General features: G+C 71.5%; 15 protein-coding genes. 7 read left to right on the plus strand and 8 right to left on the minus strand.

Going from position 1 to position 14,811, the window contains the following annotated elements; all coding sequences use genetic code 11:
* Positions 1 to 59 precede the first annotated feature (59 nt).
* The 3 genes from Afe05nite_RS03585 to Afe05nite_RS03595 are packed head-to-tail and all read right to left on the minus strand — an operon-like array spanning position 60 to position 3,061.
* The gene (locus Afe05nite_RS03585; RefSeq protein WP_203815486.1) at positions 60 to 1,607 is read right to left on the minus strand and encodes an MDR family MFS transporter; all 1,548 of its coding nucleotides are present in this window, start codon (positions 1,605 to 1,607) and stop codon (positions 60 to 62) included.
* A 12-nt stretch (positions 1,608 to 1,619) separates the two neighbouring features.
* Positions 1,620 to 2,216 carry a TetR/AcrR family transcriptional regulator gene (locus Afe05nite_RS03590; protein WP_203815487.1) on the minus strand — a complete coding sequence of 199 codons (597 nt, stop codon included), beginning with the start codon at positions 2,214 to 2,216 and terminating at the stop codon, positions 1,620 to 1,622.
* Positions 2,217 to 2,257: 41 nt separating this feature from the next.
* A complete protein-coding gene (locus Afe05nite_RS03595) occupies positions 2,258 to 3,061 on the minus strand; it encodes an alpha/beta hydrolase (protein ID WP_203815488.1) in 804 nt (267 codons plus the stop codon).
* A 71-nt stretch (positions 3,062 to 3,132) separates the two neighbouring features.
* Between Afe05nite_RS03595 and Afe05nite_RS03600 the strand changes: the two genes are divergently transcribed.
* Entirely contained in the window at positions 3,133 to 3,465 is a 333-nt protein-coding gene (locus Afe05nite_RS03600) for a winged helix-turn-helix transcriptional regulator (RefSeq protein WP_203815489.1), read from the plus strand.
* Here Afe05nite_RS03600 and Afe05nite_RS03605 read toward each other — a convergent pair.
* A complete protein-coding gene (locus Afe05nite_RS03605; protein ID WP_203815490.1) occupies positions 3,450 to 3,797 on the minus strand; it encodes a VOC family protein in 348 nt (115 codons plus the stop codon). The two genes, Afe05nite_RS03600 and Afe05nite_RS03605, sit on opposite strands and share 16 nt — an antisense overlap.
* Positions 3,798 to 3,842: 45 nt before the next feature.
* Positions 3,843 to 4,313, minus strand: a complete 471-nt coding sequence (locus tag Afe05nite_RS03610; protein ID WP_203815491.1) for a hypothetical protein — start codon at positions 4,311 to 4,313, stop codon at positions 3,843 to 3,845.
* A gap of 34 nt (positions 4,314 to 4,347) precedes the next feature.
* Between Afe05nite_RS03610 and Afe05nite_RS03615 the strand changes: the two genes are divergently transcribed.
* The 4 genes from Afe05nite_RS03615 to Afe05nite_RS03630 all read left to right on the plus strand — a co-directional run bounded on the left by Afe05nite_RS03615 (position 4,348) and on the right by Afe05nite_RS03630 (position 8,306).
* Entirely contained in the window at positions 4,348 to 5,538 is a 1,191-nt protein-coding gene (locus Afe05nite_RS03615) for a serine hydrolase domain-containing protein (protein WP_203815492.1), read from the plus strand.
* A complete protein-coding gene (locus Afe05nite_RS03620; RefSeq protein WP_203815493.1) occupies positions 5,535 to 5,897 on the plus strand; it encodes a nuclear transport factor 2 family protein in 363 nt (120 codons plus the stop codon). Before Afe05nite_RS03615 ends, Afe05nite_RS03620 begins: the two co-directional genes overlap by 4 nt.
* 122 nt (positions 5,898 to 6,019) lie before the next feature.
* Positions 6,020 to 6,385, plus strand: coding sequence for a nuclear transport factor 2 family protein (locus Afe05nite_RS03625; RefSeq protein ID WP_203815494.1), 366 nt, complete (start codon positions 6,020 to 6,022; stop codon positions 6,383 to 6,385).
* A 124-nt stretch (positions 6,386 to 6,509) separates the two neighbouring features.
* Complete coding sequence (locus Afe05nite_RS03630) at positions 6,510 to 8,306, plus strand: serine/threonine protein kinase (protein ID WP_203815495.1); 1,797 nt, start codon at positions 6,510 to 6,512, stop codon at positions 8,304 to 8,306.
* Positions 8,307 to 8,312: 6 nt separating this feature from the next.
* Here the strand turns inward: Afe05nite_RS03630 and Afe05nite_RS03635 are convergent, their stop codons facing one another.
* Positions 8,313 to 9,257 carry an ArsR/SmtB family transcription factor gene (locus Afe05nite_RS03635; RefSeq protein ID WP_203815496.1) on the minus strand — a complete coding sequence of 315 codons (945 nt, stop codon included), beginning with the start codon at positions 9,255 to 9,257 and terminating at the stop codon, positions 8,313 to 8,315.
* Positions 9,258 to 9,328: 71 nt separating this feature from the next.
* On the opposite strand from Afe05nite_RS03635, the gene Afe05nite_RS03640 reads away from it, so the two are divergent.
* Complete coding sequence (locus Afe05nite_RS03640) at positions 9,329 to 10,111, plus strand: isocitrate lyase/PEP mutase family protein (protein WP_203815497.1); 783 nt, start codon at positions 9,329 to 9,331, stop codon at positions 10,109 to 10,111.
* Position 10,112: 1 nt separating this feature from the next.
* Here Afe05nite_RS03640 and Afe05nite_RS03645 read toward each other — a convergent pair whose 3' ends face one another.
* A complete protein-coding gene (locus tag Afe05nite_RS03645) occupies positions 10,113 to 10,850 on the minus strand; it encodes an alpha/beta fold hydrolase (RefSeq protein ID WP_203815498.1) in 738 nt (245 codons plus the stop codon).
* A gap of 342 nt (positions 10,851 to 11,192) precedes the next feature.
* Between Afe05nite_RS03645 and Afe05nite_RS03650 the strand changes: the two genes are divergently transcribed.
* Positions 11,193 to 12,662, plus strand: a complete 1,470-nt coding sequence (locus Afe05nite_RS03650; RefSeq protein ID WP_203815499.1) for a GGDEF domain-containing protein — start codon at positions 11,193 to 11,195, stop codon at positions 12,660 to 12,662.
* A gap of 212 nt (positions 12,663 to 12,874) precedes the next feature.
* On the opposite strand, the gene Afe05nite_RS03655 is transcribed toward Afe05nite_RS03650, so the two are convergent.
* Complete coding sequence (locus Afe05nite_RS03655) at positions 12,875 to 14,674, minus strand: NHL repeat-containing protein (protein ID WP_203815500.1); 1,800 nt, start codon at positions 14,672 to 14,674, stop codon at positions 12,875 to 12,877.
* Positions 14,675 to 14,811 lie beyond the last annotated feature (137 nt).

Below are 14,811 nucleotides of genomic sequence, written 5' to 3' on the forward strand. Positions count from 1 at the left end.
CCCGTCCGGGCGAGGGCGGACCGATTCGGCCCAGCCCCGCCCGTTCCACCGCGCCGCACTCAGTGCAGCGCGGTCGCTTTCTCCTGGGCCAGGCGCTCGTCACCGGAGAGGGTCGACAGCGGCTTCTCCTTGACGAACAGCACCGCGATGATCGCCAGGAACGCGATCGGCGCACCCACCAGGAACAGGTCGGCGGTCGCGTCGCCGTAGATGTCCTTGACCACGGCCAGCACCTGGGGCGGCAGGGTGGCGAGGTCGGGCACCTTGCCCTCCCCGGCCGAGCCCGCGGCGGCCCCGAACCGTTCGGCGAACATCGTGGTCACCCGGTTGGCCAGCACCGCGCCCAGCGCGCTCACGCCGATCGCCCCGCCCAGACTGCGGAAGAAGGTGAGCGCCGAGGTGGTGGCGCCCAGCTCGGCGGCGGGTACGTCGTTCTGCGCGGCCAGCACCAGATTCTGCATGAGCATGCCCACCCCGATGCCGAGCACCAGCATGTAGATCGACACGGCCGGCACGCTGGTCCGCGCGTTGATCTGGGCCAGCAGCAGCATGCCGCCGGTCATCACCACGGCCCCCGACACCAGGTAGATCTTCCACTTGCCGAACTTGGTGATGAGCTGTCCGGCGACGGTCGACGAGACCAGCAGCCCGAAGATCATCGGCAGGCTCATCAGGCCCGCGACGGTCGGTGACTTACCCAGCGCGACCTGGAAGTACTGCGACAGGAAGACGGTACCGCCGAACAGCGCCACCCCGACCAGCACGCTCGCCACGATCGTGAGGCTGACCGTGCGGTTGCGGAAGATGCCGAGCGGAATGATCGGCTCGGCCGCCCGGGCCTCCACCAGCACGGCCAGGCCCAGGAGCACGGCACCCCCGAGGACGAACGCGACGGTCTGCCACGAGGCCCAGTCGAAGTGCTGGCCGGCCAGCGTCGACCAGATCAGCAGGGTGCTGACGCCCGCGGTGATCAGGAAGGCGCCCAGCCAGTCGATCCGCACCTCGCGCCGGGCGGTCGGGGGCAGGTGCAGGGTCTTCTGCAGCAGGGCGATCGCGGCCACCGAGAACGGCACCCCGATGAGGAAGCACCAGCGCCAGCCCAGCCAGTCGGTGTCGACCAGGACGCCGCCGATCAGCGGGCCGGCGATGGTGGCCACGCCGAAGACCGCGCCGAACAGGCCGGAGTAACGGCCGAGCTCGCGCGGCGGGATCATCGCGGCCATCACGATCAGGGCCAGTGCGGTCATGCCACCGGCGCCGACGCCCTGCACGATCCGGCTGATCAGCAGGACGCCGACGTCCGGGGTGAAGCCGGCGATCAGCGAACCGGCCACGAACAGCAGCAGGGACAGCTGGATCAGCAGCTTCTTGCTGTAGAGGTCGGCGAGCTTGCCCCAGAGCGGGACGGTCGCGGTCATCGCCAGCAGTTCGGTGGTGACGATCCAGGTGTAGACGGACTGGCTGCCACCGAGGTCGGCGATGATCCGGGGGAGGGCGTTGGAGACGATCGTCGAGGCGAGGATCGAGACGAACATGCCGAGCATGAGGCCGGAGAGCGCCTGGATCACCTCGCGGGGCGTCATCCGGGCGGATTCGGTGACCGACATGTCACAACTTCCTTATTTGTTCGGGTTGGGAGCGGTGAGGCCGCCGGCGAGCATGCCGAAGGCCTCCTGAACGAAGTCGGCGAGCTGGGCGCCGGGCTCGGCCGCGCTCCAGCGCATCATCGCGACGCGGAACGCGGCTCCCGTGGTCACGGCGGCGAGCTGGGGAAACGTGTCGTCCGGGGACAGTCCCACCCGGGTGGCGACAGCCGCCACGAACTGCTGCTCCTCGGCGAGGCCGCGGGCGAACAGGGCCGGCAGCAGCGACGGGCTGTTCTTGATCACGCGCAGCCGGAGCAGCCACAGCGCGCGGTCGGCCTGGATCTGCTCGAGCACCGGCGCGAAGATCCGTTGCACGGCGTCGAGGATCGGCACGTCGCCCGGCAGCGCCAGCAGCCGCTCGCGGAACACCTCGGGCGCCATCGCGGGCTCGCCGAGGATCGCGTCGTCCTTGGTGGCGAAGTAGTTGAAGAACGTCCGGGACGACACGTCGGCCGCCGCGCTGATCTCCTCGACAGTCACGTGGTCGAGCCCGCGCTCGTCGGCCAGGCGCAGGGCGGCGCTGGTCAACGAGGCGCGGGTCAGTTCCTTCTTGCGATCGCGGAGGCCCACGACCGCAAGACTACGGCCAAAGTTTCAGAGGCTGCAAACTTTTATCGACTGCAGAACTTGGTGATCGCGGCGACCGCCTGACTGACGTACGGCTCGGCGTCGTACAGGTCGACGTGGCGTTCGCAGTCAAGCCACACGGTCTCGTCGGCATTCAGTGCCGTGGCCAGCTCCGGCGAGCAGTAGTCGTCCTTGCGGCCGTGCACCACCAGGCTCGGCGGCAGCAGCGGGCGGGCGGACAGCACGTCGAGCGTCATCAGGCTGTGCAGCGATCCGCGGGTGACCCGGTTGACCCAGTTCGTAGTGTTCTTCGAGTAGTACGACCACGGCTCCTCGCCCGGCATCGCGGCCTCCCCGTCGGCCGCCACCGCCGGGAGGAACTCGTCGTAACGCTCGAGCATGCCGCGCAGCGCCTCGCGGTAGGAGGCCAGGCCCATCCGCTCGGCGAACCAGGCCGGGCTGTTGTAGGCGCCCGCGACGCCGGCCACCGCGGTCACCCGCGGATCGGTGGCGGCCGCCTTCATCGCGTAACCGCCGCCCAGGCAGATCCCGACCACGGCCACCCGGTAGCCGTTGTCGGCCAGCAGACCCACGGCGGCCCGCAGGTCGGCCAGTTTGCCCTGGCTGTCCTCGTGCTGCGGGCGGCCCTCGCTCTCGCCGAACCCGCGGTGGTCGAAGGCCAGGGTGGTGAAGCCCTCGGCCGCCAACCGTGCGGCGTAGTCGCCGGTCACCTGCTCCTTGACGCCGGTGAACGGTCCGGTGAGGACGATCGCCAGGGGATTGTCGGTGCGGTGCAACAGGCCGGCCAGGCGCAGGCCCTCGCTACGAAACGTCACTCGTTCGGTCACGTCGTGACACTAGGCTGGCCGGATCGCGGGAGGACAGAAGGCACTTCCGCGTACCCATGGGGAGGGTGGCCGTGGACTTGGTGGTTCCGGACGTGCTCGAGGAGAGTTGCGTCACCCGGCAGGCGCTCGAGCGCCTCGCCGCGAAGTGGCGGGTGCTGCTGATCTATTCGCTTCTGCCGGGGCCGCGTCGCCCTGCCGACCTGCGGCGGAGGGTGCCCGGCATCACCCAGAAAATGCTCACCGAGACGCTGCGCGGGATGACCGAGGACGGCCTCGTCACCCGCCGGGTGCTCAAGGCCGAGCCTCCCCAGCACATCGAGTACGAGCTCACCCCGCTCGGCCTGACCCTGCGGGAGCCGCTCGCCGCGATCTGCGACTGGGCCCGCGTCTACGGCTCGCGCTGACTGATCTTGATGAGCATGCCGTCCGGGCTGCGTACGCACAGCTGCTCGCCCAGGTCCTGATCGGCGGACACCTCGATGACCGGGATGCCGGACCGGTGCAGCCGCCGCTCCCACTGCTCGAGCGGCCCCTCGGCGCCGAAATGCAGCTCGATCGGGGTCTCGCCCCGGGTCTCGTCGGCCGGCCGGGCACGCAGGCCGATCTGGACGGTGCCGAGCTGCAACAGCACCCACTCGGAATCGCGTCCACCGTGAATGATCTCGGCCCCGAGCCTCTCGTAGAAGGTGAGCGAGGAGCCCATGTCACCGACGTGAACCAGCGGACGCAACTCCATGATCGTCTCCTCCGACGCCGAACACCCGGCGTGTTCAACGACCGATCAGTCGTTCAGCTGCGTGTGTTCGATCTCGGCGAGGGCGGCGGTCAGCAACGGCCGGACCGGGCGGGTGCCGAGCAGGTCGGCCAGCAGCAGCGCGGCGTGGCGGGACCACTCGTCGAGCTTGGGCGGCGGGGTGTCGTCGTCCTCATCCGAGACCCCGAGCGCGCCGGCCAGCAGCAGCAACATGACGTGCGGGTCCACCTCGGCCTGCCACCCGGCGCTGCCGACGGCATGGGTGAGGACGTCGCGGATGCTCGCGGCGTCGATGCCGTCCGGGTGGTTGGCCTCCAGCAGCAGGCGCACCGCCACGCCCAGGATCAGGCCGGTCCGGGCCGCGTCGAGGGCGGCCAGGCCGGCCACGGCATCGGCCAGCGCCTCGCTGTCGTGCTGCTGGGCGGCCTCGACCGCCGCGCCGGCCGCGGCCGCGATCGGCCGGGCCACAGGCGGAAGGTGCCGCCAGTTCTGCTCCATGCGCCGACCCTAACGGTGCTGGCAGGCTGTATCCATGACCTCGTTATCTGATGCGATCGCCGCCCGAGTCGAGCGCGGCGAGTTCCCCGGTGTCGTCGTGCTGGTCGCCCGCGCCGACGAGGTGGCCGTGCACGCCGTCGGCGTCACCCGGTTCGGCGGCGACGTGCCGATGCGGCGGGACACGCCGTTCCGCATCGCGTCGATGACCAAGCCGGTGCTGGCCGCCGTCACGATGATGCTCGCCGAGGACGACGTGCTCGACCTCGAGGAGCCGGTCGCCAAGCTGCTGCCCGAGCTGGCCGGCCAGCGGGTGCTGCGCCGCCCCGACGGCCCGCTCGACGACACCGTCGAGGCGGCCCGCCCGGTCACCGTGGCCGACCTGCTGACGTTCACCTTCGGCTTCGGCACGATCATCTCCGCTGGTCAGGTCGACCCGTCCTGGCCGATCGTGCGGGCCTGGCGCGATCTCGACCTGGTGATGGCGGAACCCGACCCGCCGACCCCGCACCACCCGGACGAGTGGATCCGCCGGTTCGGCACCCTCCCGCTGATCCACCAGCCCGGCGAGCGATGGCTCTACAACTCCGGCAGCCTCGTGCTCGGTGTGCTGCTCGCCCGCGCGTCCGGCCGGCCGCTGCCCGAGTTGCTCCACGACCGCGTCTTCGCGCCGCTCGGCATGACCGGAACCGGTTTCTGGCTGCCCGCCGACCGCGCCGAGGAACTGCCGGCCTGTTACCGGACCGACCAGTCGACGGGGCGGATCGTCGATGGCGGCAGCGCCCCCGAGAGCTGGATCGAGCCGCCGATCTTCCCGTCCGGCGCCGGTGGCCTGGTGTCGACCGCCGACGACTTCCTGGCGTTCGCCCGCCTGCTGCTCAACGGTGGCGTCACCGGCGGCACCCGGTTGCTCTCCGCCCAGTCGGTGGCGGCGATGACCACCAACCACCTGACCCCCGAGCAGATCGAGTCGGGCGGCTTCCTGCTCGGCGGCCAGGGCTGGGGTTACGGCATGGCGGTGGCGGTCCGGGCGGACGAGGTGGCCGGCCCCGGACGGTACGGGTGGTCCGGCGGGTACGGCACCGACTGGTTCAACGATCCGGCCGAGGGGCTGACCGTGATCCTGCTCAGCCAGGTCACCGATCTGTTGTGGAACGGCGCACTGCCGGAGTTCAGCAAGCTCGCCTACGCTGCGCACCAGGGACGACCTGGGGAGGCGCGCGGATGAGCAGTCTCGATGCGGTGACGGCGTGGGTGGCGAACTATCGCAAGGCGTGGGAGTCGAATGATCCGCACGACATCGGCGACCTATTCGCGGACGATGCCGCCTATTTCACCGAGCCTTACGCGGAACCGTGGCTGGGCCGCGACAAAATCGTGGAGAACTGGCTGAAAATCCGGGATGTGCCGGGTTCGACCACTTTCGAGTGGCATCCGATGCTGGTGACCGAGGATTTGGCAATCATCGAGGCGACGACGACTTATCCCGACAAGACGTACAGCAATCTGTGGGTGCTCCGGCTGGACAATTTGGGGCAGGCCCGTCAGTTCACCGAGTGGTGGATGCGGCACCCGACCGAGGGGTAGCGGGCAGGCCGGCGGTCCAGGTGCCACCGGCCGACCGGGTGACAAGTTCCGGCGACCCGCATGAGTTGCGCTCTGACCTGCGACTTTAGGGTTTGACCCGCAGCAAGGGAGCGGGGGCGCAGGTGGGAAGTCTCGACGTGGTGTCGGCATGGGTGTCGAGGTTCGGCAAGGCGTGGGAGTCCAATGACGCGTACGCGATCGGGGAGCTCTTCGCCCTTGATGCGACGTACTTCAGTGAGCCGTACGCGGCGCCGTGGCGCGGTCGTGACCAGATAGTGAAGCAGTGGGCGAAATTTCGGCATTTGCCGGATCTGATGGCCCTGGACTGGCATCCCGTGCTGATCACCGAGGGGCTCGCGGTCATCGAGGGCACCAGCACTTTCCCCGACCGGGTGGTCAGCAACCTCTGGCTCCTGCGGCTGGACAAACTCGGTCGCGCCCGGCAGTTCACCCAATGGTCGATGCCGCACCCGAAAGTTGATCAATAGGGGCGTTGATCATTTGTACGGATCGTAAACATATCGGGTTCAACGGTCCCGGAAAATGAAACATGAATGGCATTCGAGTGGTCTTCGATGTGCGATTTCTTGTTCGGACGGGCACACTGCCACGGTGGAGGTTCAGCAAACGCTCGGGGGCCGCTACAAATTGCTCGATGAGCTCGGCAGTGGTGGCATGGCCGTCGTTTGGCGTGCCCGCGACGAGGTGCTCGGCCGCCCGGTCGCGGTGAAGCTGCTCGCCGGCCGCTATGCCGGCGACCCGCAGTCCCGCGCGCGCATCCGCGACGAGGCCCGCTCCGCCGCGACCCTCTCCCACCCCAACATCGCCCAGGTCTACGACTACGGCGAGGCCGCCGACACCGGCACGCCCTACGTGGTGATGGAACTGATCAACGGGCCGACCCTGCAGCAGCGGGTGGCCACCGGCAAACTCCCGCCGCGCTCGGTCTTCCGCATCTGCGGCGAGGTGGCCGCCGCGCTGGCCGCCGCGCACGCCGACGGCCTGGTGCACCGCGACATCAAGATGGCCAACATCATGGTCACCCCGGCCGGTGCCAAGGTCGTGGACTTCGGCATCGCCGCCGCGGCCGGCCCGGCGGCGCCGGAGGAGATGCTTGTCGGCACCCCCGCCTACCTGGCCCCCGAACGCCTGACCGGCGACGCGATCGTGCCGGCGTCCGATGTGTACGCCCTGGGGGTTCTGCTCTACCGCCTGCTGGCCGGCGGATCGCCGTGGTCGGTCGAGAGCACGACCCAGATGCTGCGGGCGCACGTCTACGTCGAACCGGCCCCGCTGCCCGAAACGCCCGGCGTGCCCCCGGCGGTGATCGCGCTGATCGCCCGCTGCCTGGCCAAGGACCCGGCGTCCCGCCCGAGCGCGACCGAGGTGTCGGCCATTCTCGGGGACGCGGCCGAGGCGTCCCTGGCGATAGACCCCGGTCGGGTACGAGTCGACGCAAGCCCCCCGCCCTCGCCGGCGAGCGTCGCCGCGGGTGAGCCGGACGACTTCGCCGCCGAGACCGGAGTGTGGGAGCCGGCCCGGCCCCCCGGCTCCACTCCTGGTGGCTCGGCCGTCGGAGTCGACGCCGGGCCGGAAGCGGAGCGGGCTGCCGGGCTGAACGCGGGCCCGGGTTCCGGGCCGGGCGCGGTCCTGTCAGCCGGGCCGCGGGCGGATCGAGGCGCTGGGCCGGGGGAGCGGGCCGGTGGCGGGCACGATCGGGAGCACGCGGCCGACGCGAGGCCCGCCGGGCTGACCGGGCGCGGGGCGCGGAATCGACCCGCGGCGGCGGAGACCGAGGTTCTGCGCGCGCAGTCGAAGGCTCGTTCCGGGGGCTGGGTCCGAGGCGTACCGAAGAAGCAGTTCGTTCTGGTCGGGGTGATCGTCGCTCTGGTCGTGGCCGCCCTTGTCGGGCTGGGGTTGCAGCGGAGCACGGGGGCGCGAAGCGCGGAACCGGAGGCCGCCGCCGGCCCGACCGTGGCACCGAGCGTCAGCAGGCAGGCGGGAGTGCCTACGGTCAGTCGGAGCAGTGCGGTCATTCGGCCCTCGGCGACCGCGGGGTCGGCGAGCCCGCAGGTGCGCGGGCGTGAGCCGAGCACCTCGGTCAGTCCGGTGCGGCCGGCCCCGTCGAGGAGCGCGCCGGGCACGGCCAAGCCGACCCCCTCGGCCACCCCGCCGCCGGAGCCCGAAGGCAAGCTCCTCGAATCGCCGGGCGGGATCGTCTTCGCCGTCTGCGGCACCGGGAGAGCGGAGTTCACCTGGTGGGAGGCCAAGCCGGGCTACAGCGTCGAGGACGTCGATCCGGGGCCCTCCCTGGCCCCGGCAGCCATCTTCCGGAGCATGTTCACGCGCTATCGGACGACAGTAACCTGCGTGGCCGGCAGTCCGACAGCGGTCGTCCTGCCGCTGTAGAGGCGGCTACGACGAGGCGGCCAGCAGAGCTTCGGCCACTTCGGTCCGGGTGTTCAGCAGGGCCCGGCCCTGACGATGAGTGACCACCAGGCCGGCCGCTCGCAGCGTGGTCAGGTGCTGGGAAACCCCGCCCGGCGTCAGGCCGGTGCGGTTTGCCAGCTCCGTGGTGGACAGCGCGGTCGTCATCTCACGCAGCACCGTTGCTCGTCCCCGGCCAAGCAACGCGGCCAACGGCTCGGTCGGGCGGGCCGAACGCTCCCACAGCGTCGCCACCCCCCGCGCGGGGTAGGCCAGCTGGGGTACGTCGCCGGCGGTCACCGTCAGCACCGACGGCCAGACGAAGACCGACGGGATCAGCACCAGGCCGGTGCCCCGCGCGACGTCGGGGGCGAGGCAGTGCGGCTGGTCGATCGACAGGACGCCGTCGTGCCAGGACACCGCGGGGTGCAGGTCGTTGAGGATCCGGGCGCTCCCGTGCTCGGCCAGGTGCCGGGCTCGGCGCTGCACCTCGGCGTCCAGCAGGGCGCGCATCCGCGGCCAGTCGGGGGCGATCGCCGCCTGCCAGAAGTCGGCGATCTCGCCGGCCAGCCGGGTCAGGCCCGCCTCGGGATCGGCATGCAGGTCGCGCAGCGGGGCGGGCCGCGTGGGAAGCAGGTCGAGGTGGGCGCGCACCAGGGCGGCGGGGGTCGCGCGCAGCTCGGCCAGCTCGCGTTCGAGGTCGGCGGAGAGGCTGGTCGGCGGCGGGGTGAGGAAATCGGGTGTATATCCGCCGGCCGGGGCGACCAGATGCCAGAGCAGGGTCTTCTCGGAGAGCCGGCCGGACCACGCGCGGTGCACCGCGGGAACGCCGGGGCCGCGCCGGATGCGGACGCCCGCCACGACCTCCCACAGGCTGGAGAGGGCGAAACGGATCTCCGTCGCGGCCGCCGCTGACAGGCCGATGGTGGCCAATTCCGCCTCCGTGGATTTAGCCGGCGCTGAAACCTTACGCCGCTGACGACAACCGGCGAAGACTTACCGGCGTGACCGAACAAGCAGCACTTCTCCGTTCCCTGCACGTGCCGGGGCAGCCACTCGTGCTCGCCAACGCCTGGGACGTGGCCAGCGCCCGCGTCGCCGAGGAGGCCGGCTCGCCGGTGGTCGCCACCACCAGCGCCGGGGTGGCCTGGAGCCTGGGCGCACGCGACGGTGACGCCCTCGACCGGGCGTCGGCCGTCGAGGCGGTGCGGCGGGTGGTGGGCGCGGTCCGGGTGCCGGTGACCGCCGACATCGAAGCGGGCTTCGGCTCGGCTCCGGCCGACGTCGCCGAGACGATTCGTGGCCTGGTCGCGGCCGGTGCGGCGGGCTTCAACCTGGAGGACGAAGGGCGGGAGATCGCGGATTACGTGGCGCGTCTCGAAGCGGCCCGCGAGGCCGGGCCGCACCTGTTCCTCAACGCGCGGATCGACACCTACCTGCGGGGGAGCAAGGACCTCGAGGAGACGGTCGAGCGGGCCGAGGCGTACCTCGCGGCCGGCGCCGACGGGATCTTCGTGCCGGGGGCGATCGAGCTCGACACCGTCAAGGCCCTGGTGGCGCGGATCGCGGCGCCGGTCAACATCCTGGTGTGGCCGGGGGCGCCGACGGTGGCGGAGCTCGCCGCGGTGGGCGTGGCCCGGGTGAGCCTGGGCTCCGGGGTGGCCGAGGCGGCGTACGCGGTGATGCGTGCGGCGGTGCGGGAGGCGCTCGGCTCCGGCACGTACACCTCGATCGCCGGCGGCCTGCCCTACGGCGAGCTGAACGGGATGCTGGCCGAGCGGCCGTGAGCTAATCGGCCAGGAACTTCAGGATGACTTCGTTGACCCGCTCGGCCTGTTCCAGGCCGGGCAGGTGGCCGGCCCGCTCGATCACGACGAGCTCGCTGCCCGGCACCAGTTCGTGGATCAGCTCGGCGTCGGCCACCGGGGTGAACACGTCCTCGGCCCCGACCAGCACCAGGGTGGGCACCCGCACGGACGCGAGGGTCGGGCGATAGTCCGGACGCCGCGCCCGGCCGCGCAACGCGGCGGCCGCGCCGTGCGGCGGCGTCGCCAGCATCATCCGGGTGACGTGCGCCGCGACGTCCGGTTTCGCCAGCACGTGGTACGGCGTGATCATCTTCTCCAGCGCCTCGTCGGCGTAGACCGTCATGCCCTCGGTCAACAGCCGCTCGGCCATCTCGTAGCGCCAGGCGCGGCCCGCCTCGTCGTCGGGAACCGGGGACGTGTCGACCAGGATCAGGCCGGCCACCCGCGCCGGGAACCGGCGGTAGAACTCCATCGCGATCTGCCCGCCCATCGAGACACCGCCGACGACCGCCCGGTCGATGCCCTCGGCGTCGAGGTGGGCGGCCAGATCGGTGGCGAAGTCGCCGAGCCGGGTGACGTCGCCGGCGGCCGGTCCGTGGCCGTAGCCGCGCAGGTCGGGGACGACGACTCGGTGGCCGGCCGCGCGCAGGGCGGCGGCCTGCGGGTCCCACAGGGTGTGGTCGAACGGGTGGCCGTGGATCAGCAGGACGGTGGTCATGACCCGACCTTGCCGCCGGGACCGGGCCGTGGCAACGGCCGCCGCGCCGATAGTGGACCCGCGCCGATGGTGGACCCGTGCGACGCGACCACCCACTGCCGCGCCGCACGGGCGTTCCCGAGAACCCCGGTGGGGATCTGATAGACAAGCGTCGTTGTCAGGGAGGCGAAAGTCAACTCTTCGGTTCGCCCGGTGGCCGAAAGTTGCGACCGCCCTGATCAGCTGATCGAAGCGCTTCGACAATCAGCATCGCCGAAACTATCGGAGCCCCGATGCGGTCCGAGCGGAGTGTGGCGGCACGCCGCGGCTCAGCTATCGCCCGATCAGGCCGATCGTAGGCAGGTGGAAAAGCGGCTCAAGCGACTGCTTCTGCCGCGCGTGGCCGCTGTCGTGCTCGCGGGCTTCGTGCTCCAGGCGGTGCTGCCCCGGCTGTCCGACCGGGCCGGCATCGTCGTCGCCAGCGTGCCGATCGGGGCGACCAGTTTCTTCGCGGTCGCCGGCTTCGCCCGGTGGGCCGGCCGGGAGGTCGGCCGGCGCCGGGCCGGCTGGTTCCTCGGCTCGCTCGCCGCCGGGATCTTCGGCATCGCATACATCTTCTACTCCGCCGCCGCCATCCTTGATCGGCCACTCGACGACGCCGGTGACGGACTGTCGATCGTCGCGGCCGTCCTCGCCGCGGCGGCGCTCGTGCTGGCCTCACCCGGGCAGTCGGACGTGTCCGGCCGGTTGGCCGTGGCCCTGGACGTCACCGCGGTCGCGGGCGCCCTGTTCGCGCTGGCCTGGCAACTCATCCTGGACGATGTCCAGGCCCGGCTCGACCCGGGCACCTACCTCATGTTCACCGTGATCCTGGCGATCGAGGCGGTTGCCGCCGCGCTCGCCCTGGTGCTCATGTCCCGCAGCAAACCCACCCCCAACGGGTACGCGCTGCGCCTGCTCGCCGGCGGCCTGGCCACCTTCGCCGTGACGTCCGGACTCGCCGCGCACAACAACGCCACGGGCCTGTCGTGGTATGCGACCGGGGCCGGCGCCGGCTACCTGATCGCCGTCCTGCTGATCGGGCTGGCCAGCCGCACGGTGCTGCCGTCCGCCGACCGCACCGGGGAGCGGATCTTCGCCGGGATCTGGCCGGCCCTGCCCTACATCCCGGTGCTGCTGGCCCTCGCGGAGGTGCTCCGGGCGTACGTCAAGAACGGCACCCTCGCCCCGGTGCTCGTCTGGTTCCTGCTGGCCGCCGTGACGCTCGCGATGCTGCGGCAGTTCCTGCTGCTGTTCACCATCCGTGGACTGATCGGCAGCCTGCGCTATCAGGCCCATCACGACATGCTCACCGACCTGCCCAATCGGGCCGCGTTCCACCAGGTCGCGGCGGCCGCGTTGAGGGTGGCCGAGCAGCACACCGCCGTGCTGCTGCTCGACCTGGACGGCTTCAAGCAGGTGAACGACACGATGGGGCACGCCGCCGGGGACGCGCTGCTGGTCGCGGTCGGCCGCCGGCTCGGATCCGCCCTGCGCGCCGTCGACACCCCGGCTCGGCTGGGCGGTGACGAGTTCGTGGCGCTGCTGCCCGGGTTGACCGGCCCCGACCAGGCCGACGAGGTGGCCCGCCGGCTGTTGCACGACATCGCCGAGCCGATGACGGTGGCCGGCCGGGAGTTACGGGTGCGGGCCAGCATCGGCATCGCGGTGTGCCAGGGCGCCGGGCACGACCTGGACCGGCTGCTTCAGGACGCGGACGCCGCCCTGTACGAGGCCAAGGGCGCCGGCAAGGACACTTTCCGTACCGGAGCCGTCCTCAGCGCCGCCGTTTGACCGTCGGCCGGGTGGCTGGTGCACGGTGTCCGGACCTTCGCCTATCGGCTCAGTCAGCGCTGGCGCGGGGTGACCCCGGTGGCGGACTCGAATGGCGGGGAGCAAGGAAAGTCGGGACCGACGGAGCGCCTGACCCACTGACCGGCGGATGCTGGCCCACACCACTTTGCCGCCGGGAGCGGATGACTCCGAAAATCGCGAGGTCCGGCAAATCAGCGGGTCCTGAAGGTCTTCCAGGCGCCGTCGGACGCCGCGTTCAGGCCGTCGGCGACGAAGGAAGCACGAACTCGGTACACGCGATCTCGCCCGATCGTGCCGAGCGCGCCGCTGATGGCCCGGCTGTTTCCGTCGAGCCGGGCGGTGCGGGTGCCGACCGTGCGCCACTTGCCGTGCACCACGGCCTGCTCGGTGAAGCGCACGGTTGCGCCGGGGCGGTACGGCTGGACCAGGACACCGAGGCGGGTGCCCCGGAGCGTCTCCTGGACCTGGGCGGACGTGTGGACGCGCACCTTCGCCGACGCCGGGGCGAACGTCGAGTTGCCGGCGAACGAGGCGGTCAGGACCGTGTTGTGGGTCATCGGGTGGAACGACAGACGCGCGACGCCGGCCCGGTCGGTGCCGGTGCAGGTGGACTGGCCGGTGGTGTTGGCCAGGCAGACGGTGCCGGAGGTGCCGGCCAGCCGGATCGTCACCTCGGCCGCCGCCCGGTACGAGTAGAGCGAGTGATCGGTGCGCAGCGAGACCGCGGTGGCGCGCCGGGCGACCACCACCGTCGCGCTCGCCCGAGCCGGACCCCACTTGTCGTCGCCGGCGAACGAGACGGCGTAGACGTTGTCGCCACCGCCCGGCTTGTCGGTGACGGTGAACGCGCCGCCCGCCGCGGTGGTGACCGCCGCGAGGCTGTGCCGGCCGGCCAGGTCGGTGCGGGTGACTGCGAGCTGCTTGCCGGCGCCGCCACCGAACGTGCCGGTGAGCGTGACCGGCCTGCCCGCGTCGAGCTTCGCCGGACCGGTCAGGGTCAGGGCCGGCGTCTGCGCCTCGGCGGTGAAGACATGCAGCTTGTAGGCGTGTGAGAGGTGCGAGACGGCGTACGCGGTGGAACCGGTCCCGCTCAGCCCGACACCCCGGTAATCGATCGTCTCGCCGGCCGGCAGCGGGAAGTCGTGCAACGCTGCGCCGGTTGCCGAGCTGACCCAGACGGTGGGGGCGTAATCGGTGGTGGTCACGACGGCCACGGTCGAGCCGTCCGCGCTGCCCGCGATGCCGACCGGCGGCTGGTTGTTCGAGCCGTACTCGCCGGTCACGCTCAGGTCGGTGGCCGAGAGCGCGAGGCCCTTCGACGGCGCCTGGCAGGAGGCGAGGATCCGGCCGCTGTTGAACGCCAGTGTGTTCGGTGCGGTGCACGGCGTCGCCGAGGTGATCAGGGCCGGCGTACCACCGCTGAGGTCGTACAGGTCGATGCCGTCGTCGGCCGACGTGACCAGCTTGCCGCCGGCGGCCGCGACCGGGCGCGCGTCCGGCGTGGCGGCCCCCAGGCCGAGGGTCATCGTGCCGGTCGCCGGGTCGAGCGAGCCGAGCCCGCCGTGCGAGTCGGCGCATCCGTAGGTGAAGTAGACCCGGCCGCCGGTGGCCGCGAGGTGGGCCGGGCAGATCCCGCTGCCGGCCGGCGTCGGGAAGGTCCGCTCGACGGCGAGCGTGGCGGTGTCGAGGGCGGCGATCCCGTTCTGGGCCAGCGCGACGTAGAGCGTCGAGCCGTCGAGCGTCATCCCGGCCGCCCCGCTCAGCGGAACCTGCTGCTGGAGCGCGCCGTACGGGTCGAGCACGGCGAGCTTGTCCGCGCCGGTCACATAGACGTGGCCGTGGGCGTCGTCGACGAGCACCGCGGAGAACGAGGTCCCCGGCAGGCTGGTGGTCACTTCGGCGGCGGACGCGGACATCGCCGGCACCACCGGCCAGGTCGCCCCCGCGACGACCCCGACTGCCGCTACCGCCCACCTCGTGCGTACTCGCATGGAAAGCCCCTCCGTCGGCTTCACGAACAGAAGCACCCGAGGATCTTTCGCCGGGCCGAGCACGTCCATGGGCCGTCCGGCTGGACCTGTCCACCGTTCCGGCGGCGATCGGTTGCGGTGCGCGTTCGGCCGCGTAT

Source organism: Paractinoplanes ferrugineus (assembly GCF_016862195.1).
Lineage (GTDB): Bacteria > Actinomycetota > Actinomycetes > Mycobacteriales > Micromonosporaceae > Actinoplanes > Actinoplanes ferrugineus.

Coding starts and splice junctions, on each gene's coding strand:
- Afe05nite_RS03620 (WP_203815493.1), top strand. CDS start 5,535: ATGAGCAGTCTCGATGCGGTGACGGCGTGGGTGGCGAACTATCGCAAG.
- Afe05nite_RS03655 (WP_203815500.1), bottom strand. CDS start 14,674: ATGCGAGTACGCACGAGGTGGGCGGTAGCGGCAGTCGGGGTCGTCGCG.
- Afe05nite_RS03615 (WP_203815492.1), top strand. CDS start 4,348: ATGACCTCGTTATCTGATGCGATCGCCGCCCGAGTCGAGCGCGGCGAG.
- Afe05nite_RS03610 (WP_203815491.1), bottom strand. CDS start 4,313: ATGGAGCAGAACTGGCGGCACCTTCCGCCTGTGGCCCGGCCGATCGCG.
- Afe05nite_RS03605 (WP_203815490.1), bottom strand. CDS start 3,797: ATGGAGTTGCGTCCGCTGGTTCACGTCGGTGACATGGGCTCCTCGCTC.
- Afe05nite_RS03585 (WP_203815486.1), bottom strand. CDS start 1,607: ATGTCGGTCACCGAATCCGCCCGGATGACGCCCCGCGAGGTGATCCAG.
- Afe05nite_RS03645 (WP_203815498.1), bottom strand. CDS start 10,850: ATGACCACCGTCCTGCTGATCCACGGCCACCCGTTCGACCACACCCTG.